Origin of the sequence: Chryseobacterium sp. MEBOG06, assembly GCF_021869765.1 — a bacterium.
In the GTDB taxonomy this organism is placed as follows: Bacteria; Bacteroidota; Bacteroidia; order Flavobacteriales; family Weeksellaceae; genus Chryseobacterium.
Genome location: NZ_CP084580.1, coordinates 1,975,165 through 1,993,274 on the forward strand (window position 1 = coordinate 1,975,165; position 18,110 = coordinate 1,993,274).

Here is an 18,110-nt window from a genome sequence, read left to right on the forward strand (position 1 = left end):
CCAAATTTTGGATTAAGGAATATATGTAAATTTAATTTGAAGGAAAGTTAATAAATTTTAAAACAAGGCTGTATAATAAATGCAGCCTTGTTAATTTTAATTACTAAATCATACTATTAGATGTTTAATTTTTTAGATAAAAGCAGAATCCTAATTATTCTAGTAAGTGTTCTCATCTTTATTTCATTAATTTTTTTAATGTATATCACAATTGGCATAAAGAAGGAAGAAAAAAGAGAGATTAATTTTAAAGTATATGCCATAAACAAAAGTAAACCCATTAGCAATAACTACAATGCATAAGCAAAAAAAGGAAAATTTGCAAGAAAATCAATTTAACATTGGAGTAATTATAGCCATTGCTTTAATGCTTTTTGTAGCAATCTTGTCTGTTTTTTAGCTTATGCCAAAGTATCTAAAAGTTACACTAAATAATGGTCAGGAAATTCATATGCATTAGTATTTTACTATTAATTGGCTTGGTTCTGGTTGCTCTACCCATTGTTAAAATCCCCATTTCTTCTTCTTCAAAAGGTGTAGTTCGTTCTGTAAATGAAAACACTAAACTTAGTTCAGTGGTAAGTGGCAGAGTTATAAAAACTCAATTAGAAAAGAATAATCAATTTCTGAAACAAGGAGATACATTACTTGTTATAACAGCAGAACAATTAGATACTCAGAAACATCTGCAAAATAGTCAGAGTGAAGATTATGCAGCACAGTTACAGGATTTAAACAGACTTACCAAGGGGCGATATAGTAGCTTACAGACAGAACAATACCAAAGGGAACTTTCTGCCATGCAGGAAAAAATTGCACAGGTTCAAACTCAGCTATCTTTAGCTCAAAAAGATTTAGACAGAGCTGTTCTGCTTTATAAGCAAGGGGTTATCCCCAAAGCAGAATATGACAAGTATTATTATGACCATCAGGGGTTTTCTAAACAAATTGCCAATATTAAAGAACAACAAATAGCACAATGGCAAACACAAAAACGAGAAGTTGAAAGACAATTACGTTCTTTCAGTTCAGAAATTCAACGTATCAATCAAGAACAAAAAAATTACATTATCACAGCTCCCGTTTCAGGAAGATTGGTTAATTTTTCAGGAGTTCAAATAGGGAACTTTTTAGTTCAGGGACAAACGGTAGGAGAAATTTCTCCCGAACAATCTTTGGTTATCGAATGTTTGGTTTCTCCCAAAGATATAGGATTTATCCAAGTAGGGCAAAAGGTAAAATTTCAAGTAGATACTTACAATTATAACCAATGGGGACTGCTAGATGGAAAGGTTCAGGAAATAGACCAAAATGTAAAGATTAATGAACAAACGGGAGAAGCTTGCTTCAGGGTTCTTTGTGAAATGGATAAAAATTATCTGGAACTAAAAAATGGGTATAAAGGACAAATTGTAAAAGGAATGACCCTTACAGCCCGTTTCCACCTTATAGACCGTACTTTATGGCAATTGTTATTTGATAAAGCAGATGATTGGTTTAATCCGAAATTGAAATGATGAAAAAAGATATATTAATTAAACAACATGATTTAAAAGATTGTGGTGCAGCTTGTTTGGCTTCTGTTTCTGCTCATTATGGATTAAAAATGCCTATTGCTAAAATTAGACAATTAAGCCATACTGATACAAGAGGAACTAATGTATTAGGACTTGTACAGGGGTTGGAATCAATGGGGTTTAATGCTAAAGGAGTGAAAGGAGGGGCAGATGTTTTACCAGACATTCCATTACCTGCTATTGCTCACATTGTAAGTAAAGAACAATATCATCATTACGTTGTTATCTATAAAGTAGCTAAAAGTAAGGTTTCCGTGATGGACCCTGCTTTTGGTAAAGTTGAAGAATATACTAATGAAGAGTTTTCCAAAATATGGACTGGTGTTCTGGTCCTGTTAGAGCCCAATCAATATTTTGAGCAAAAAAATGAAAAAACCATCCTATACAAAAGATTCTGGAATCTGATACAACCCCATAAAAGCATCTTAATTCAGGCTTTATTAGGGGCATTAGTCTATACTATTTTAGGGCTGTCCACATCAATTTATATAGAGAAAATTACGGATTATGTTTTGATTGATGGCAATAGAAGACTTTTAAACTTACTTTCTGTAGGTATGATTGTCATTTTATTATTTCAGATTTTTATAGGAGCTATGAAAAGTATTCTTGTTCTGCAAACAGGACAAAAAATGGATAAACACCTGATATTAGGTTACTATAAACATTTATTGAAGCTTCCACAACGTTTTTTTGATACCATGAAAGTGGGAGAAATCATTTCAAGGGTAAATGATGCTGTAAAAATAAGAACATTCATCAATGATGCTGCTATTCAAATATTTGTAAATATTTTTATTGTTATTTTTTCATTTACTTTAATGTTTACCTATTACTGGAAACTGGGACTCATTACAGCTTTAGTTATTCCGTTGTATTTTTTTGTCTATTGGCTTACAAACAAACTAAATAAGAAAGTAGAGAGAAAAATGATGGAGGAAAATGCAGAATTAGAATCTCATTTAGTTGAATCTCTCAATTCAGTCAGAACTCTCAAACAATTTGGAATAGAGACATTTGCCAATAATAAAACAGATAATGCATTTACCAAATTATTAAAAACAATATATAAGTCTGTACTTAATGCCTTATTTGCAGGTAATTCATCTGAGCTTTTGTCCAGAATATTTACAATCATATTGCTTTGGGTAGGTTCAGGATATGTTATAGATAGGATTATTACTCCTGGGGAGCTTTTATCATTTTATGCTTTAATAGGTTACTTTACAAGTCCTGTTGCTGAGCTTATAGGGATGAATAAAACAATACAGAATGCTTTAATAGCAGCAGACCGTTTGTTTGAAATTATGGATTTGGAACGGGAAGAAACCACAGAAAAAATTGATTTGGCAACTGAACATATCGGAGATATTCAATTTAAAGAGGTTAATTTTAGCTATGGAAGTAGAGTTGATGTTTTTACTGATTTTAATTGTATACTAAAAAAAGGAGAAACAACTGCCATCGTAGGAGAAAGTGGAAGTGGGAAAACTACCTTAGCAGCTTTAATTCAAAATTTATATTCTTTAAAATCAGGTAAAATTCTAATTGGAGACTATGATATAAACTACATTTCAAATTACTCACTAAGGAGTTTAATTTCGGTTGTACCCCAACAGATAGATTTGTTTTCGGGAAATGTAATTGAAAACATTGCATTAGGAGATGATTTTCCTGATATGCAGAGAGTATTTAGCATAACTAAAAACTTAGGAATATTAAGCTTTGTAGAAAAACTTCCGAATGGTTTTCAGACTTATTTAGGGGAAAACGGGGCTTTATTATCAGGGGGACAAAAGCAAAGAATTGCTATTGCCAGAGCTTTGTATAAGAATCCTGAAATTTTAATTTTAGATGAAGCAACATCTTCGTTAGATACCGAAGCAGAGACTGTTATACAGAAAACATTACAAGAATTTAAAAATCAAGGTAAAACAATGATTGTCATAGCTCACCGATTAAGTACGGTTGCTAATTCTGACACCATTCTTGTCATGAAAGAAGGACAAATTATAGAACAAGGGAACCATGATGAGCTCATTTCTAAAAATTCGGTATATAAGTCTATGTGGGAAAAGCAAAGTCTTAGATTGAGTTGAAAACGAACGGAAAATGAGTTAAATTTCAATCTATTATTTTATTTTATTAAAAGACTATAAATCAATCATTTATCACATTGGCTGTTAGAAATAGTAGTTTACAGAAAGGAATTGATAAAAGGCAGCTTTTTTTTAATGGTTTGGAACAATTATTTTAGTGGGAATATAGTGCATTTTGAACACTAAAAAACAGTCAAAAAATGGCTAAAATTGAATGTGCCATTTGTTTTTGATAAACGTTTGAAAATCAGTTTTTTAATAAGTGAAACAATCCAGTCTTGTTGCTGCGTATATAGAGAAACGAAAATCTCCTCTAAAACTGGAGAGAATTTCTCTTTGTTAAAACCTCATAAAAGAGGTGTGCTTGTTCTGCGGCTTATAGAGAATTTCTTTTTGTAATAACAGCTTTGTAATTTGGGAATATACGGGTAAATCTCAACAGTTCCTCAAAATATCTGTCATTTCTACGATTTAAAGGAGTCATTTTTATCAAGTCTTATTATAGAATCCATATTGAAATTTGACAATTTTACCTCTTAATGGGTCATCATCTACAATAATTTCAGAAAGAAAACCTTTGGACTCTAATAATCTATCTTGTAATTCATCATGAATACAGCTTTTTTCTTGAAAATAAATATCTGCTTTGAGGATATCAAAGTGTTCAACTAGAAATTCTGGAAGTATAATTTAAGAAGTTCGTGATCGCTTAAGATAATCCTTGCTGCCCTATAACTTTTGCACCTGATCCGATGGTCCCCGAAGGGAAACTTTAAATAATAACAAGATTCGGATTTTATCCGATATGAATAATTTAGAAATTGCAAAAAAAATTAGATGAATATAAAAATCAAAAACTGTTCGCTATCTGATGTAACTGATATTATGGCACTCTATCAAGCGGCAAGGGAGCTCCAGACGGAAAGGGAAATGGTAGTTTGGCCTTACTTTGAAGATGCGTTTCTTAAAAAGGAAATCAATGAAAATCGACAGTGGAAAATAACTTTTGATGGTACAATAGCCTGCAATTGGACGATCACATTTGAGGATAAGGAAATCTGGGGAATCAAAGACAAAAACGACAGCATTTATATACATCGAATTTGTACAAATCCTGAATTGCGAGGTAACAGATATATCGATGAAATAGTAAAATGGTCCAGGGAATATGCAAAACAAGAAGGAAAACGGTTTGTCCGCCTTGACACATTGGGAAATAATATAAAGTTAATAGAACACTACACATCGGCCGGATTCAATTTTTTAGGTATGGTCAAACTTACTGATACAGAACAACTACCGGCTCATTATCAAAATGAAAGAAATTGCTGCCTTTTTGAATTAGACGTTTGGATGTAGCATTTTTCTGAATAGTATACTTTCCAAAAATTTATTTTTGGTTCAAATGAAAACTGCGATTGAATGATGTCAACCGCAGTTTTTATTGGTTTTTTGCATTCGCATACCAATAGAGCAGGCGTGTTGCGGATATTATTCCAAAATGGCTTTAGGTTCAAGATATTCTTCCAGTCCGAATTCACCATATTCTCTTCCAATACCAGACTGTTTGAAACCGCCGAACGGTGCTTTGGAATCGTGCAGAATACCATTAATGCAGACTCTTCCTGCATCAATCTCGGCAGCTACCCGATAGGCTCTCTCTTGATCTGAAGAACTGACATAGGCACATAACCCATAAGCTGTGTCATTGGCAATAGCTACAGCATCTTCTTCATCTTTATAAGGTATAATACTTAATACCGGCCCGAAAATCTCTTCCTGGGCGATACGCATGCTGTTTTTTACATTGGTGAAAACCGTTGCCTTTACGAAATTTCCGGCTTCAAGCCCTTCAGGTTTTCCGGGGCCGCCAACCAATAACGTTGCGCCTTCTTCCAGTCCGATTTTAATATATTCCTGTACCCGTTCAAACTGTTTTTTACTTACCATAGGACCTATACCTGTATCTTCATTTTTTGGGTTACCAACTTTTGTTTTCTCAACTGTGTTTTTTGCAATTACATTTACCTGTTCTAATTTATCATAGGGAACCAATAAGCGGGTAGCAGCTGCACAGGCTTGTCCACTATTCAGGAAAGCACCCATTATAGCGGTGGGTATTGCTGTTTCTAAATCAACATCATCTAAAATGATATTCGGCGACTTTCCACCTAATTCCAATGTTACCCTTTTCATGGTATCAACGGCTCCTTTAGCGATAATTTTTCCTACGGCTGTAGAACCGGTAAATGCAATTTATCAATTCCCGGATTGCGGGTGATTTCAGCACCCACCACATCACCCATTCCGGTTACAAAGTTAACAATACCCTTTGGAAGACCTGCCTCATGAAAACATTCGGCTATGATCTGTGTTTGCTGGGCACTCATTTCACTGGGTTTTACAACGGCTGTACAGCCTGCTGCAATAGCTGTTGATAATTTGGTACAGATAAATCCATTGCTCATGTTCCAGGGTATAATAATACCGACAACCCCCTTAGGCTGTAGACGAAGTTTTGAGTGACCTATAGTACGTTCGAAATCAAAATTTTTCAATGTTTCGATCATCGCTGTAAAATCGTCAATGGCGAATTGAGAAACCATTGAGCAAAACTGATAGGTTCCGCCATATTCTTCAACCATCACATCGGTTAAGTCTTTTTGGCGTTTGATGATTACTGAGCGTATTTTTTCCAGAAGAGTGATACGTTCATCCTTTGTGCTTTTTGAAAAGGTTTTGAACGCCATCCTTGCAGCATGAATTGCATTTTGAGTGTCAACCTTATCAGCGAGTGTTACCTCTGCCATTTTCTGACCACTTGTAGGATTGATCAATTCCAGAATTTCAGTACCATTAGGCGTTATAAATTCACCATTGATATAAATTTTATTAATTACTTTCATTTTTTTGTAATTTTAATTTATACAAAAATCATAAATCTGTCGTGGATACTATTTCGCCTATGGTTCAAAGATGATTTGCTGTAAAGCTCACTTACGAAAAAATTTATTGATTACCTGTTTTCAATAATATCAACGAGCAATTTGCGTTCTGCAAAAAACCATTTTTCATCCTGCTTTACAAACCGGTCTTTGTAACGGATATAAGCTACCATTAATTTCTGGATATTATTCTCAAAGGTCTGATGATGAGCAATACAGTAGGTAATTCCTGTCGCAGTATTTTCGTTTAGAGATAAAATTGTACTCTGCCCGTTAAAGTGCATCGTAGCAGAATACGAGTTCAGATTGTCAAAGACAGGAAATAGAGACGGTCTGCCAGTATATACTTCTGAGGGGCTATCTGCTTTAGGGTCGTAATAGACCTCAAAATTTGTATCGTTGGTAAAAAGGGCCATTTGTCCTTTTGCATCTCTTGTATCTGCGCAATAGGCGTAGCGGTCTACCAGTTCACGAATGGCCAGTCGATCTTCCGCTTCCAGAATTTTTTGATCGTAATTCATTTTGTTATTTTTTTGATTGTTAAACTTTCGGCAGGGGTGGTCCCGTATTTCTTTTTGAAACAGGTGTAGAAATGTGACAGATTCTCAAATCCCAGATCAATATAGATATCTGCGGGCTTCTTATTTTCCATATGAATAATCCTATAGGCTTCTTCAAGACGTTTCTCCTGAAGCCATTTGCGTGGAGAGGTCTGAAAAGCTTTCTCAAAATCCCGTTTAAAGCCTGCAAGACTCCTTCCGGTAAGCCTGGCGAAATTTTCTATCGGAACGTTGAAGTGATAGTTCTGCAACATGAATTTTTCAAGATCTATTTTAAAAGGTTCTGTGAAATCAAAAAGAAAATTTTTGAGATCCGGACTTAAATTAAGCAGCAATTCGATTGCCTCATCTATTTTTATTTCGGTCAGTTTCCTACTGATGCCTTTTGACTGTTCAATATAGGGAAGCAGGGAGTGGAAATAGCCTTCCATAAGCGCATCTGGTTTTAGCAGTATATTGTTTTCTCCAGAGTATATCTTCTTGCTGCCTGATGGATTATTAGCGGCGAACTGTCGTAATACAGCATCGGTAAGCAGTATCGACATACTTTTGTATTCTTTGTCTTTACCCGGAATTTTTGTGGATTTTGTCAGTTGGTTTCCTCTCGCTAGTAACATTTGGTTTTCACGAAGTACTAATGTGCCTTTGGACAGCTGTATATGCGTTTCTCCCGAAAACTGAAAAGCTAATGTGTGATGAGGTACAAATTGTTCGTGTCCACGTTGTTTGTCAAATGAACAGGAGTATACAAAGCTGTCCTCAAGAAATTGTGTTACAGGCAATATACTTTCATTCATCGTGTGATTGTTTTTAGTGCCTGATGGTATGCTGTATTTCTGGCATTGGTATTACTATCTATCAATAACAAAACAATCATCAGTGCTATAGTGGTTATTCCTGTTGCTCTCCACATTGGGGTATTGGCAAACATGATTAATAAAGCAGCAGCAATGATAATACAGGGTAGAATCTTAAAAACAAGCGCAAGTTCCTTTTGTGATTTTGAAGTTCGCTCTATTTCGGTTTTTACGAATGCCTGTGTATCATGTTTATATGCTTTTTCAAATTGTGAGATGCGTGGCTTATTGGTAAAATACAAGCCTGCACTTACAGTAAATATTAAACCACCTGCAATTAATAAAGGCCATACAAATGCATTGGCCATAACGGTTTTGCCCAATTGCCAAAAACCAATTGATGCCATAAAAAAAAACAAGCCGATCAATGCCGCTATTTTGGCTGAAAATACTTCGGAATGAGCCCAATCTGTACTTAATTTTAAGACGTCCATCTTGATTAATTATTTTAAATTTTATAAAACAAAGGTCAACCTTTTAAGAGTTAAATCATTTGCTTTACAGCTCAAAAATTATTTACTGTACAGCTCAAAATTGGTCAGAAAATACTTTATAAGTGGTAAAACAAATTGATATCATTCTGGTAGCATAAATATAGGGAATAAAAAATAAATCAATCTGGAGATATTGATATTTCAGGTCCAGGTGAGCCATATTACAGTATAGACTTAAATGATGTAATAAAGTCCGTAGTTAAATTTTGCGGGCTGAAAAGATAAAAGGCAGTTCCGAAATACCAAGTTTATTTCCAGCTAAGGATGAGAGCATAAAGATAAGTCAATGAAGCATTTTTTGCTCCATTGACTTGGTCGTAGTTGGTAAAGTTTAATCGTTTTTACTTAATCGGAAATAATTTCTATTTAATATCGGAAATTAACTCGTTGTAAGAAATCTGAACTTATTTATATTTTTAAGTGCGATGCCCGTTCCACGAACAACAGCTCTTAAAGGATCTTCAGCAACGCATACAGGGAGTCCTGTTTTTCTGTGTATTCTGTCAGCAAGCCCATTCAGCAGAGCACCGCCTCCGGCAAGATAAATACCTGTTTTATAGATATCCGCTGCAAGCTCTGGAGGAGTAAGAGAAAGTGTTTCCAAAACAGCATCTTCAATCCTCATAATCGATTTATCCAGAGCTTTGAAAATCTCCTTGTAATTGACCATGATTTCTTTTGGCTTCCCTGTGATCAGATCTCTTCCCTGAACCGGAATATCTTCTAAAGGATAATCAAGTTCCTCCAGGGCGGAACCTATTTCAATTTTTATTCTTTCAGCGGTTCTTTCTCCAATATATAGATTATAGTGTGATCTCAGAAAATAAGCAATGTCATTTGTAAACACATCGCCAGCTATTTTCAGAGACTTATCACAAACGATACCGCCAAGTGCAATCACTGCTATTTCAGTAGTTCCGCCTCCTATGTCAATAATCATATTTCCTTCAGGGTTCTGAACATCTATACCTGCTCCAATAGCGGCTGCCATGGGCTCATAGATTAGCTTTACTTCCTTGGCATTCACTTTCAGTGCAGAATCTTTAACAGCTCTTTTTTCAACTTCAGTAATTCCTGAAGGAATACATATTACAATTCTGAGAGCAGGCTGAATAAATCTACCTCTGATTCCAGGTATCTGTTTGATAAATTCTTTAATCATGTGTTCGGAAGCATGAAAATCGGCAATGACCCCATCTTTTAATGGACGTATCGTTTTGATGTTTTCATGAGTTTTCCCCTGCATAAGTTTGGCTTGTTCTCCAACTGCAATGGGCTTTCCGGTAGATCGGTCAATAGCGACAATAGAAGGCTGGTCAATGACGATTTTGTTATTATGTATGATCAGAGTGTTAGCCGTTCCTAGATCCATTGCAATCTCTTGTGTAAACATATCAAATAATCCCATCTATTCATTCTTTTATAGACTGCTAAAATACGCTTTATGTATTGATATACTTGCCGGCAGACTTCGTGCAGAAGTTAAAGTTGTGTTAATTATTCCTCTGAGACAATTGTAGCCGTTTAAAAGTCGTCAGATCGAGTATTGTCTTTCATGAGTTTGTCTTTTAAAAATTTTTTAGCACCACCATGTAAAAAATACAATAACTGCTTATTACTATTGTCACGTTAAGGTCTATCTGATTTATAAAAACAATGAATATATGAACAGTTTGTTTGTCTGAAGGAAACCAGAATACCATACTTTGCTCGCTAATTTATTATATTAGAGGCCTAAAAGCTGTTCAATTTTTACAATAATGAGAAAAACCGTTTTTATAACCTTGCTCTTTTGGTCTGTCTATAGCGCAAAAGGACAAAAACAACAAATTTCCAGTGACAGTATTTCTATTTTTTTTGATGAGATTAAAATGGCATCAAAAAAGAACACCGGACTTTGGAATCAAGATTTATACGGTCCTATGATTTTAGTTGCTTCGAAAACAAGAACCCTGTTTGCAGATGAACCGGACACTGGAGCTCAGTTGAAACCCAATGGGAATATCTATACAGGAATTTTACCTGACAATGTGAATATTGCTAATACGGCAGTCGGCTGGAGCGGTAAAAGATGGGCTATGATTATGCTTCCGCTTCCTAAGAATAAAGCCGACCGAATTAATCTGCTTGCTCATGAGTCATTTCACCGTATTCAGCCTTCATTAGGATTTGTGCTTAACAATGTTGAGAATAACCATCTTGACCTTAAAGAGGGAAGAATCTATCTGCGTCTGGAAGCAGAAGCATTGAAGAAAGCACTTCAGTCATCTTCGGAAAAAGAAATGCAGCAGCATCTTACTCATGCACTTACCTTTAGAAAATACCGAAATATACTTTATACCAATTCAGCAGAAACTGAAAATTTATTAGAATTGAATGAAGGTCTCGCTGAATTTACAGGGATCATAGCCAGTGGCAGAAATAAAGCGGAGACCATTGTTTTTTTCCGGAAGGGAATAGATGGTTTTTTAAAAAATCCCACTTTTGTAAGATCATTTGCCTATCATACAACTCCCGTTTATGGTTATCTGCTATACCAGAAAGACCGGGACTGGAACAAAAAAGTTACAGCAAAAACTGACCTGACAGATTTATTTATTAAAAGCATTATTATTCCCGCGGATCTGAAAAGTTCCGTTAATAAAATATCCGGACATTATAACGGCTCAGCAATCACCGTGGAGGAGATAAATAGAGAAGAGAAATCTAAAAAGCTAATTGCTGAATATAAGTCAAGGTTTATTGATAATCCACATTTTGAAATAAAATTTGAAAAGATGAACATTTCTTTCGACCCTGGAAATATAGTCCCTGTAGAAGTTCACACTAATCTCTGTTACCGCTTTTAGCCTGTCGTACCGACTGATTATCTTTCTGATTAAACCGGTATACCAATGTAAGGCGATACCGGGCAGCATTGGGAATACTGGTTTGATTAATTTCATAATCAGATCCAATGGTTCTGCTGTTAAACTTTCGGAGCCCAAACAGGTTGCTTACATCCAGGGTAAGGGTTGCTTTATCTTTCAGAAAAGTTTTGCTGCCTCCGAAATCAATACCGTGGACGGCGGCTGCCCGGGTTTGGGCGGTCGCATTGGGTCCTCTGAAATTGTAGACCGCCTGAAAAGAAAGCTTATTCTTTAATTTTAACTGGGAACTTACACGTGCCGTAAATGTACTGGCTGAATAATCAAAGTTTTGATGTTGGTAGCTGCCCTGTTCCTTATAATGAAATACATTAAGTTCAGCATTGGCCTGAAGCCACTTAAAGGGATTATAAAGCAGAGAGAGTTCAAAGCCGGTACGTGTTTCTCTATTGATGTTGACCGGCATGGTGATAAATAAACCTTTGGCGTCCCGGAAAGTATAATCTTCAATAACCCCGCTGTTCCGCTGATAATAAAGAGAAGGATTAAACGTAAGTGTTTTCCAGTTTTTAAGGAATGCAATTTCAGATACATTGGCATAAGAGGGGTTAAGATCCGGGTTTCCTACGTAACGGGTACTGAGATCTGTAAGTTCATTAAACGGGTAAAGCATACCCAGCCTTGGCCTGTTGATACGTTTGCTGTAGCTGGCTTGCAGATTCGTTGTGGCATTAAAATGATAACTGAGGTTTAAAGTGGGGAAGAGGCGGTTATAATCTTTCTGATTGGTGTAGCTGCCTGTACGGTCTTCAATACCAATATGGGTAAGCTCACCACGCAGTCCGGCCTGATAGCTGAAAGCTCCTCTTTTGCCGGAAAACTGTATATAAGCACTTCCAATCAGTTCTTTATATAAAAGATGGTTGTCTATCTGATCAATGATTTCCCAGCCTCCCGGATTTTCCTGCTGTGCAATAAAATCACTGTTTACCCTGCGGTCTTCCATTTTTAAACCAAATTCAAGAGTAGACGTGCTGTCTAACGGCTGTATCATATCAGTCTTAATCATCAGGTCTTTACTTTTTCCGAAAGAACCTGTCCTGATCATTGGCAGATTCATTGCAGATGGTAATATTTTAGCGGTTGATAAGTTCCAGTCTTTGTCACTGTCCCAGAAATCGTACTGCATATCTACCGTAAATTTTTTACCCGGCTTTTCGAATGTTCTGGTATAGTTAAATTCAAGTTGGTTATAGCTTCGTTTTTCCCATGATTCACCTTTTCTGCTGAGACTGCTGTCAATAATGCCTTTTTTTCCTGAATAGAGATAGTTGAGTTGTGTTTTATCATGGTCATTGGTTGAGTTTCGCATAAAGGCAGTAGTAATCGTGTTATGGTCATTGATTTTGAAGTCCGCTCCAAGATACAATAGCCTTGCGTCATCATGACGGTCTTCATCCTGACGTTGATTCAGGTAAACCGGTGTGCCGGAAAGTCCGGTTGATTGCTGCATGGTATATAAGCCAACATAATCTGACAGCCGGATGCCATAAGTAGCAAACAGGTTGATTTTATTGGATTTATAATTTAAACTTGGACTTATACGGGTCTCATTGGGAATACCGCCAACCAGCCTTAATTGTCCACTGAAACCAGCCTTTTTATTCTTTTTAAGAATGATATTGATAATCCCTGCTGAACCGGCTGCATCAAAACGGGAGGAAGGATTGGTAATCACTTCTACACGTTCTACCTGATCTGCAGGAAGCTGTTCCAGTGCATTACTTTGTGTCAATCCTGTACGCCGCCCATCCACAAGTACCAATACACTGCTGTTACCACGCAGGCTTATCGTCCCGCCAGGGCTGACACTGACGGAAGGAACAATATTGAGTAAATCTGTGACAGCACCTGATTGTGAGAGAACATCTTTACCTACTTCAAAAACTTTTTTGTCAAGCTTTAGGCTGACGGATGAACGCTGTGCTGTTACAGATACTTCCTGCAGAAGTTTTGTATCAGGTTCTAAAATTATGGTTCCGAGATGTATCACCTCATCAGGTTTTACCTGGACAGGCCGGGTGATCGTCTGAAACCCGATCAGATGATAGCTGATTGTGTAATGTCCTTCGGGAATGTTTTCAAGCCGGAATATGCCTTTGTTATCCGAAATTCCGGCTGCAACGGGAGCTTCTGTATTACCCTTTAATGTAACTGTTACATAAGGTACAGCAGTAGTCTGGTTTTCATGAATAATACCGCTTATCTGACCATTTTGCGCAAAAGAAAACGGAGCAGTGATCATAATCAGGAGGATGGTTGCTAATAGTTTCATGATGTAAAGTTAGAGGAGAGGTAAGGCTCCCGTTGACGAAAACTTCTGAACGGCTCTATGTGCTTCTGAATGGTCATGAATTTTTGGAAATTACCTTGTATATTTACATCATGCACAACCTGTTATTCTTATTAACTTTACTCACTGTACTGGCTAAACCGATTATCCGTAATGAAGAACCGGTACCTGTCTACAAGACGGGGGATAATAAAGAATGGGCAGCTAAAGACTTTGATGATAAAGACTGGTCTCAGACTAGAGGAAATACCTCAGACAGGATATTTTGGTCCAGAACACATATTGAAATACGTCAGGTAGAAAACCAGTTGAAACCTTTGGGGCTTCAGATTCAATCGTTTGGCTCTTTCGAGGTGTATTGGGATGGGGAGCTTATCGGCAGGAACGGGCATCTTCCTCAACAGGGGAAACCGGAAATTCCGGGTACGGAGAGCAGCTATTACAGGATTCCCGATCATCTCGCCAGTCCGGGCTTTCATACAGTCGCTCTACGCTCGTCACAGTCATTTCTTCCGGATGTGCAGCGATCTATCAGCTTTAAGATGAACAGTTACACTGCTTTATTGACAAAGCCTTTGGTGACCATGTCATATATGAACCTGATGGCCGGAGCTTTCCTCATCGCAGCAGTGTATTATTTTTTTCTTTATCTGAACAGCAAACGCAGACAATGGGATATCCTTATCTTCGGTTCCGTATGTTTTCTCTTTTGTGCTTTACTGATTATTGAATATCTTAAGTTTCATGTTTTTATTCCCTATCCTGATTTCTTTGTTCGCCTTGAGATTGTAGGTTGGCTAACCTTTGCCAATGCATTGCTGGTTCCTTTATATTTCATCATTCAGTTTAATTTTAAAAAAGGAAGATGGCTGATGGCAGTACTGCTCATATCACTTATCTTGCTTTATATCATTCATTATGGCTCTTACGATCTTACCGCCCGCCTGTATAGTTTGGCAATGCTTATTGCTGCTTTCATTGTAGTCCTTAATGGTATTGTCCAAAAAGAAAAAGGAGGATTTATTGCTTTAGCAGCTCTTTTGATCAGTGCTTTGATTAATAAATTTGTTTTGTATGACTATGGCTTGTTTATCAGTTTTACAGTAATTGTACTGAGTATGCTTTACCTTCATTCCATTCGTGCTAGTGTCATTGAAGCGGAACATCAGAATGCGGTGCTGCTTTCTTCAAGACTGCAGCTGGAGCTGCTGAAAAAGAATATTCAGCCTCATTTTTTAAGAAATACGCTGACTTCTATGATGGACTGGGTAGAAGAATCTCCCAGGGAAGGTTCCCGCTTCATACAGGCACTGGCTGCAGAATTTGATATCATGAACGAGATTTCCGAACAGACTCTGATTCCCATCACGAAAGAACTTGAGCTTTGCAGGCAGCATATATCTATAATGGGTTTTCGGAAGGAAATTAATTATCAGTGGGAGGAGATTGGAATAGACGAGAAACAGCTTATACCTCCGGCTATTATCCATACTTTACTGGAGAATGGCATAACCCACAGCGAACCTTTGGCGGGAAATACCGTGAAATTTGTGCTTTCTTATGCTTTAGGAAAAAAGGGAAATCAATATACCTTTGAAACATTTGCCAAAAACCGGAAGGCAGTGACAAACCGGTCCGGAGGAAATGGTTTTAAATATATAAAAGCAAGGCTTACTGAAAGCTACGGCCAGAAATGGACATTCGATTCAGTGGCTGCTGAAGGAGGGTGGATATCTACAATTTATATTTTAAAACAATGAATATACTGATTATAGAAGATGAGGCCAGAATTGCCCGCCGCCTCGAACGTATGACTACTGATTTTTTTGCCAGTACATCTGTTGAGATCAGTATTTGTGATTCTTTGCAGAAAGGTCTTGATCAGATTGCAGACCGTATTCCGGATCTTCTCTTACTGGATCTTAACCTCAATGGGGATAATGGATTTGAAATATTGGAACATATGGTGGCGTCTTCTTTTCATACCATTATTGTTTCAGCCAATATTGATAAAGCAATCACAGCCTTTGCTTATGGAGTACTTGATTTTGTTCCTAAACCTTTCGATCAGGAAAGGTTTTTTAAAGCTTTGACCCGTTTTGTGAGCCCTGCTTTAAAGGTTGAGGAGGATATTAAATATCTGGCTGTAAAGAAGGCCGGACAGGTACGGCTCATCAATATTGCAGAAGTAGTTTATATAAAAGGAGCCGGGATCTATACCGAGCTTCATCTTAATAATGGACGGACTGAATTGCATGATAAGTCCCTTGAATTACTGCACCAGCTTCTCCCTGACCAATTTGAAAGGGTTCATAAATCTTATTTAGTCAACTTTATACAAGTCGAAAAGATGCTTGTGAACACCGGAACACGCTATAGTGTATTGCTTAAAAGCGGTGAAATACTGCCTGTAGGGCGGTCAAGATACAAAGATTTGAAAAATAGAATAGTATGATCTTTTGTGGTTAGTTATTCCGAATAATAATAAAACAAATAAAATAATAAAAACATGGAATTTTCACCATTCAATAGCGTTGTTAAACTTTGTCTTCAGGGAATGAGTCTGGAAGCGGCAGGCAAACCTGCAGAAGCAGAGAAACTATTTATGCAGGGTTGGAATGAAGCAGAAAATGAACTTGAAAAATTTCTTGCCGCTTATTATATATCCAGGCATCAGAAAATGCCCGCTGATCAGTTAAAATGGCTGCAAATAGCCCTGGAGCTGGCTTTAAGAATAAATGATGATTCCGTTAACAGTGCTTTTCCAGGCCTTTATTCTAAAATTGCCCAATGCTGTGAAGAGCTGTCTAACCCGGAAAAAGCCCAAGAATATACTGAGTTGGCGGCTTTGTCTAACGGGAATCCTACAGACAAAGGTCCTTTCTACCATGGTACTAAAGCAGATTTGCAGAAAGGAGATCTGCTGATGGCAGGCGGTGATTCTAACTATAAATCTGAATTCAGAATGAATCATATTTATTTTACAGCACTGGTTAATGGGGCAGGGCTTGCTGCTGCATTAGCTAAAGGTGATGGCAGCGAGCGAGTATATATTGTGGAACCAACTGGAAGCTATGAAAATGATCCGAACCTGACGGATAAAAAATTTCCTGGCAATCCTACCCGTTCTTATCGTTCACAGATGCCATTAAAAATTGTTGGAGAAACTACAGATTGGGTTAAACCCGATTCCGGAGAGCTTCAGAAGTTTCGTGAAAAATTAGAAGATGGTAAAGGAGAGATTATAAACTGATTTTTAATGTTTTCAAATTAGAGAATTTAAAGGACTCAAAGACAAAATGCTCTTGTTATGGCAGAAAGGAATTTTATAATTAATACCTAAAGCAAGAGCAAGAGGCATTCATTTGATTGTTATACTTATTTCCAGAAGCCATTATTGCTGGCCCAGTCTTTAAAAAGGTTTGGCCATTCAGATTCTGAACTTCCTTTTTTTCCAAGCCCCCAGCCGTGCCCTCCTGTAGGGAAAATATGCATTTCTTCAGGTACATTGTTTTTTTTAAGGGCTTCATCCATCAAATAACTATTAGCTACCGGTGAAATAGGGTCATCTGTAGCATGGGCAAGAAACGTAGGAGGAGTGTTTGTGGTAACTAGTCTTTCTACAGAAAATGCAGCCTCTTGCTGCTGAGTAGGATGATCTCCAAGGATGCTTCTTTTTGCATGGGTTTTGTTATTAGGAGGCAGCATAGAAATTACGGGGTAAATCAACGCGGCAAAATCGGGCTTTGCAGATAAAGAATCGATGTCATCAACAGGTTGATAGAAGCGTTTGTCCGGTTCTGTTGCAATGATACCTGCCAAATGTCCTCCCGCCGAAAAGCCTACTATACCTATTGTTTTGATATGAAGTTTCTTAGCCTGGCTTCGAATAACCCGCATGGCCCTTTGTGCATCTTCAAAAGGAACATTGGTTGTCTTCCAGTTTTCCAGTGGAAGGCGGTAAATTAATTCAAATGCTGTCACCCCTTCTGATTGAAGCCAGTTGGCTGTTGGGGTACTTTCTTTACCTGTTTCAATATGAGCATATCCGCCGCCACTGATAATGAGAACTGCAGTTCCGTTAGGGTGTGCCGGATAGTGTGCGATGAGCCTTGGGGTAGAAACATTGGTGACAGATCCTTTGTTACTTATTATTTCATCCGGTCTTATGGCACGCTGATCGTCTGGCATAGATCCAGGCCATAAATCAATTTGTTTCGGTGAACCGATTTGCTGGAATCTGTTTCCGGAATTCTGAGCTTCTAAAGAAGCAGCTGTAGAAAACAGTAATGCAAGAATGATAATATAAGGTTTCATGTGATAAAGACTATTAATGATGGTCGGTATAATATCCTTCA

At 37.2% G+C, this 18,110-nt stretch carries 13 protein-coding genes and 1 pseudogene; 7 read left to right on the forward strand and 7 right to left on the reverse strand.

Translation table 11 applies throughout. From position 1 onward, the window contains the following. The first annotated feature begins 434 nt into the window (after positions 1-434). The 3 genes from LF887_RS09090 to LF887_RS09100 all read left to right on the forward strand — a co-directional run bounded on the left by LF887_RS09090 (position 435) and on the right by LF887_RS09100 (position 5,035). On the forward strand, positions 435-1,517 hold the full coding sequence (locus tag LF887_RS09090; protein WP_236858810.1) for an HlyD family secretion protein: 1,083 nt from the start codon (positions 435-437) through the stop codon (positions 1,515-1,517). Next, complete coding sequence (locus LF887_RS09095; RefSeq protein ID WP_236859492.1) at positions 1,517-3,676, forward strand: peptidase domain-containing ABC transporter; 2,160 nt, start codon at positions 1,517-1,519, stop codon at positions 3,674-3,676. The genes LF887_RS09090 and LF887_RS09095 overlap by 1 nt, the downstream gene beginning before the upstream one ends. Before the next feature lie 837 nt (positions 3,677-4,513). After that, positions 4,514-5,035, forward strand: coding sequence for a GNAT family N-acetyltransferase (locus LF887_RS09100; protein WP_236858811.1), 522 nt, complete (start codon positions 4,514-4,516; stop codon positions 5,033-5,035). Between the two features lie 132 nt (positions 5,036-5,167). Here LF887_RS09100 and LF887_RS24400 read toward each other — a convergent pair. The 5 genes and pseudogenes from LF887_RS24400 to LF887_RS09130 all read right to left on the reverse strand — a co-directional run bounded on the left by LF887_RS24400 (position 5,168) and on the right by LF887_RS09130 (position 9,940). Further along, positions 5,168-6,582: pseudogene (locus tag LF887_RS24400) on the reverse strand (aldehyde dehydrogenase family protein). A 110-nt stretch (positions 6,583-6,692) separates the two neighbouring features. Further along, the gene (locus LF887_RS09115) at positions 6,693-7,142 is read right to left on the reverse strand and encodes a nuclear transport factor 2 family protein (protein ID WP_236858814.1); all 450 of its coding nucleotides are present in this window, start codon (positions 7,140-7,142) and stop codon (positions 6,693-6,695) included. After that, positions 7,139-7,978, reverse strand: coding sequence for a helix-turn-helix domain-containing protein (locus LF887_RS09120; RefSeq protein WP_236858815.1), 840 nt, complete (start codon positions 7,976-7,978; stop codon positions 7,139-7,141). The genes LF887_RS09115 and LF887_RS09120 overlap by 4 nt, the downstream gene beginning before the upstream one ends. Then, entirely contained in the window at positions 7,975-8,472 is a 498-nt protein-coding gene (locus LF887_RS09125; RefSeq protein WP_236858816.1) for a hypothetical protein, read from the reverse strand. The genes LF887_RS09120 and LF887_RS09125 overlap by 4 nt, the downstream gene beginning before the upstream one ends. A gap of 439 nt (positions 8,473-8,911) precedes the next feature. Then, entirely contained in the window at positions 8,912-9,940 is a 1,029-nt protein-coding gene (locus tag LF887_RS09130) for a rod shape-determining protein (RefSeq protein ID WP_236858817.1), read from the reverse strand. 352 nt (positions 9,941-10,292) lie between these two features. Between LF887_RS09130 and LF887_RS09135 the strand changes: the two genes are divergently transcribed. Then, the gene (locus LF887_RS09135; protein ID WP_236858818.1) at positions 10,293-11,381 is read left to right on the forward strand and encodes a hypothetical protein; all 1,089 of its coding nucleotides are present in this window, start codon (positions 10,293-10,295) and stop codon (positions 11,379-11,381) included. On the opposite strand, the gene LF887_RS09140 is transcribed toward LF887_RS09135, so the two are convergent. Further along, positions 11,359-13,734: a TonB-dependent receptor domain-containing protein gene (locus LF887_RS09140; RefSeq protein WP_236858819.1), complete on the reverse strand. Its 2,376-nt coding sequence runs from the start codon at positions 13,732-13,734 to the stop codon at positions 11,359-11,361. The genes LF887_RS09135 and LF887_RS09140 overlap by 23 nt on opposite strands. Before the next feature lie 110 nt (positions 13,735-13,844). Here LF887_RS09140 and LF887_RS09145 point away from each other — a divergent pair, with 110 nt between their 5' ends. The 3 genes from LF887_RS09145 (at position 13,845) to arr (ending at position 17,005) form a co-directional block, all read left to right on the forward strand. Further along, positions 13,845-15,512 (forward strand): histidine kinase, encoded by a 1,668-nt coding sequence (locus LF887_RS09145; RefSeq protein WP_236858820.1) that lies wholly within the window; start codon positions 13,845-13,847, stop codon positions 15,510-15,512. Further along, the gene (locus LF887_RS09150; protein WP_236858821.1) at positions 15,509-16,207 is read left to right on the forward strand and encodes a LytR/AlgR family response regulator transcription factor; all 699 of its coding nucleotides are present in this window, start codon (positions 15,509-15,511) and stop codon (positions 16,205-16,207) included. Before LF887_RS09145 ends, LF887_RS09150 begins: the two co-directional genes overlap by 4 nt. 393 nt (positions 16,208-16,600) lie before the next feature. Then, positions 16,601-17,005, forward strand: coding sequence for an NAD(+)--rifampin ADP-ribosyltransferase (gene arr / locus LF887_RS24405; RefSeq protein ID WP_410681152.1), 405 nt, complete (start codon positions 16,601-16,603; stop codon positions 17,003-17,005). Between the two features lie 125 nt (positions 17,006-17,130). On the opposite strand, the gene LF887_RS09160 is transcribed toward arr, so the two are convergent. Next, entirely contained in the window at positions 17,131-18,069 is a 939-nt protein-coding gene (locus LF887_RS09160) for an alpha/beta hydrolase (protein WP_236858823.1), read from the reverse strand. Between the last annotated feature and the right edge of the window lie 41 nt (positions 18,070-18,110).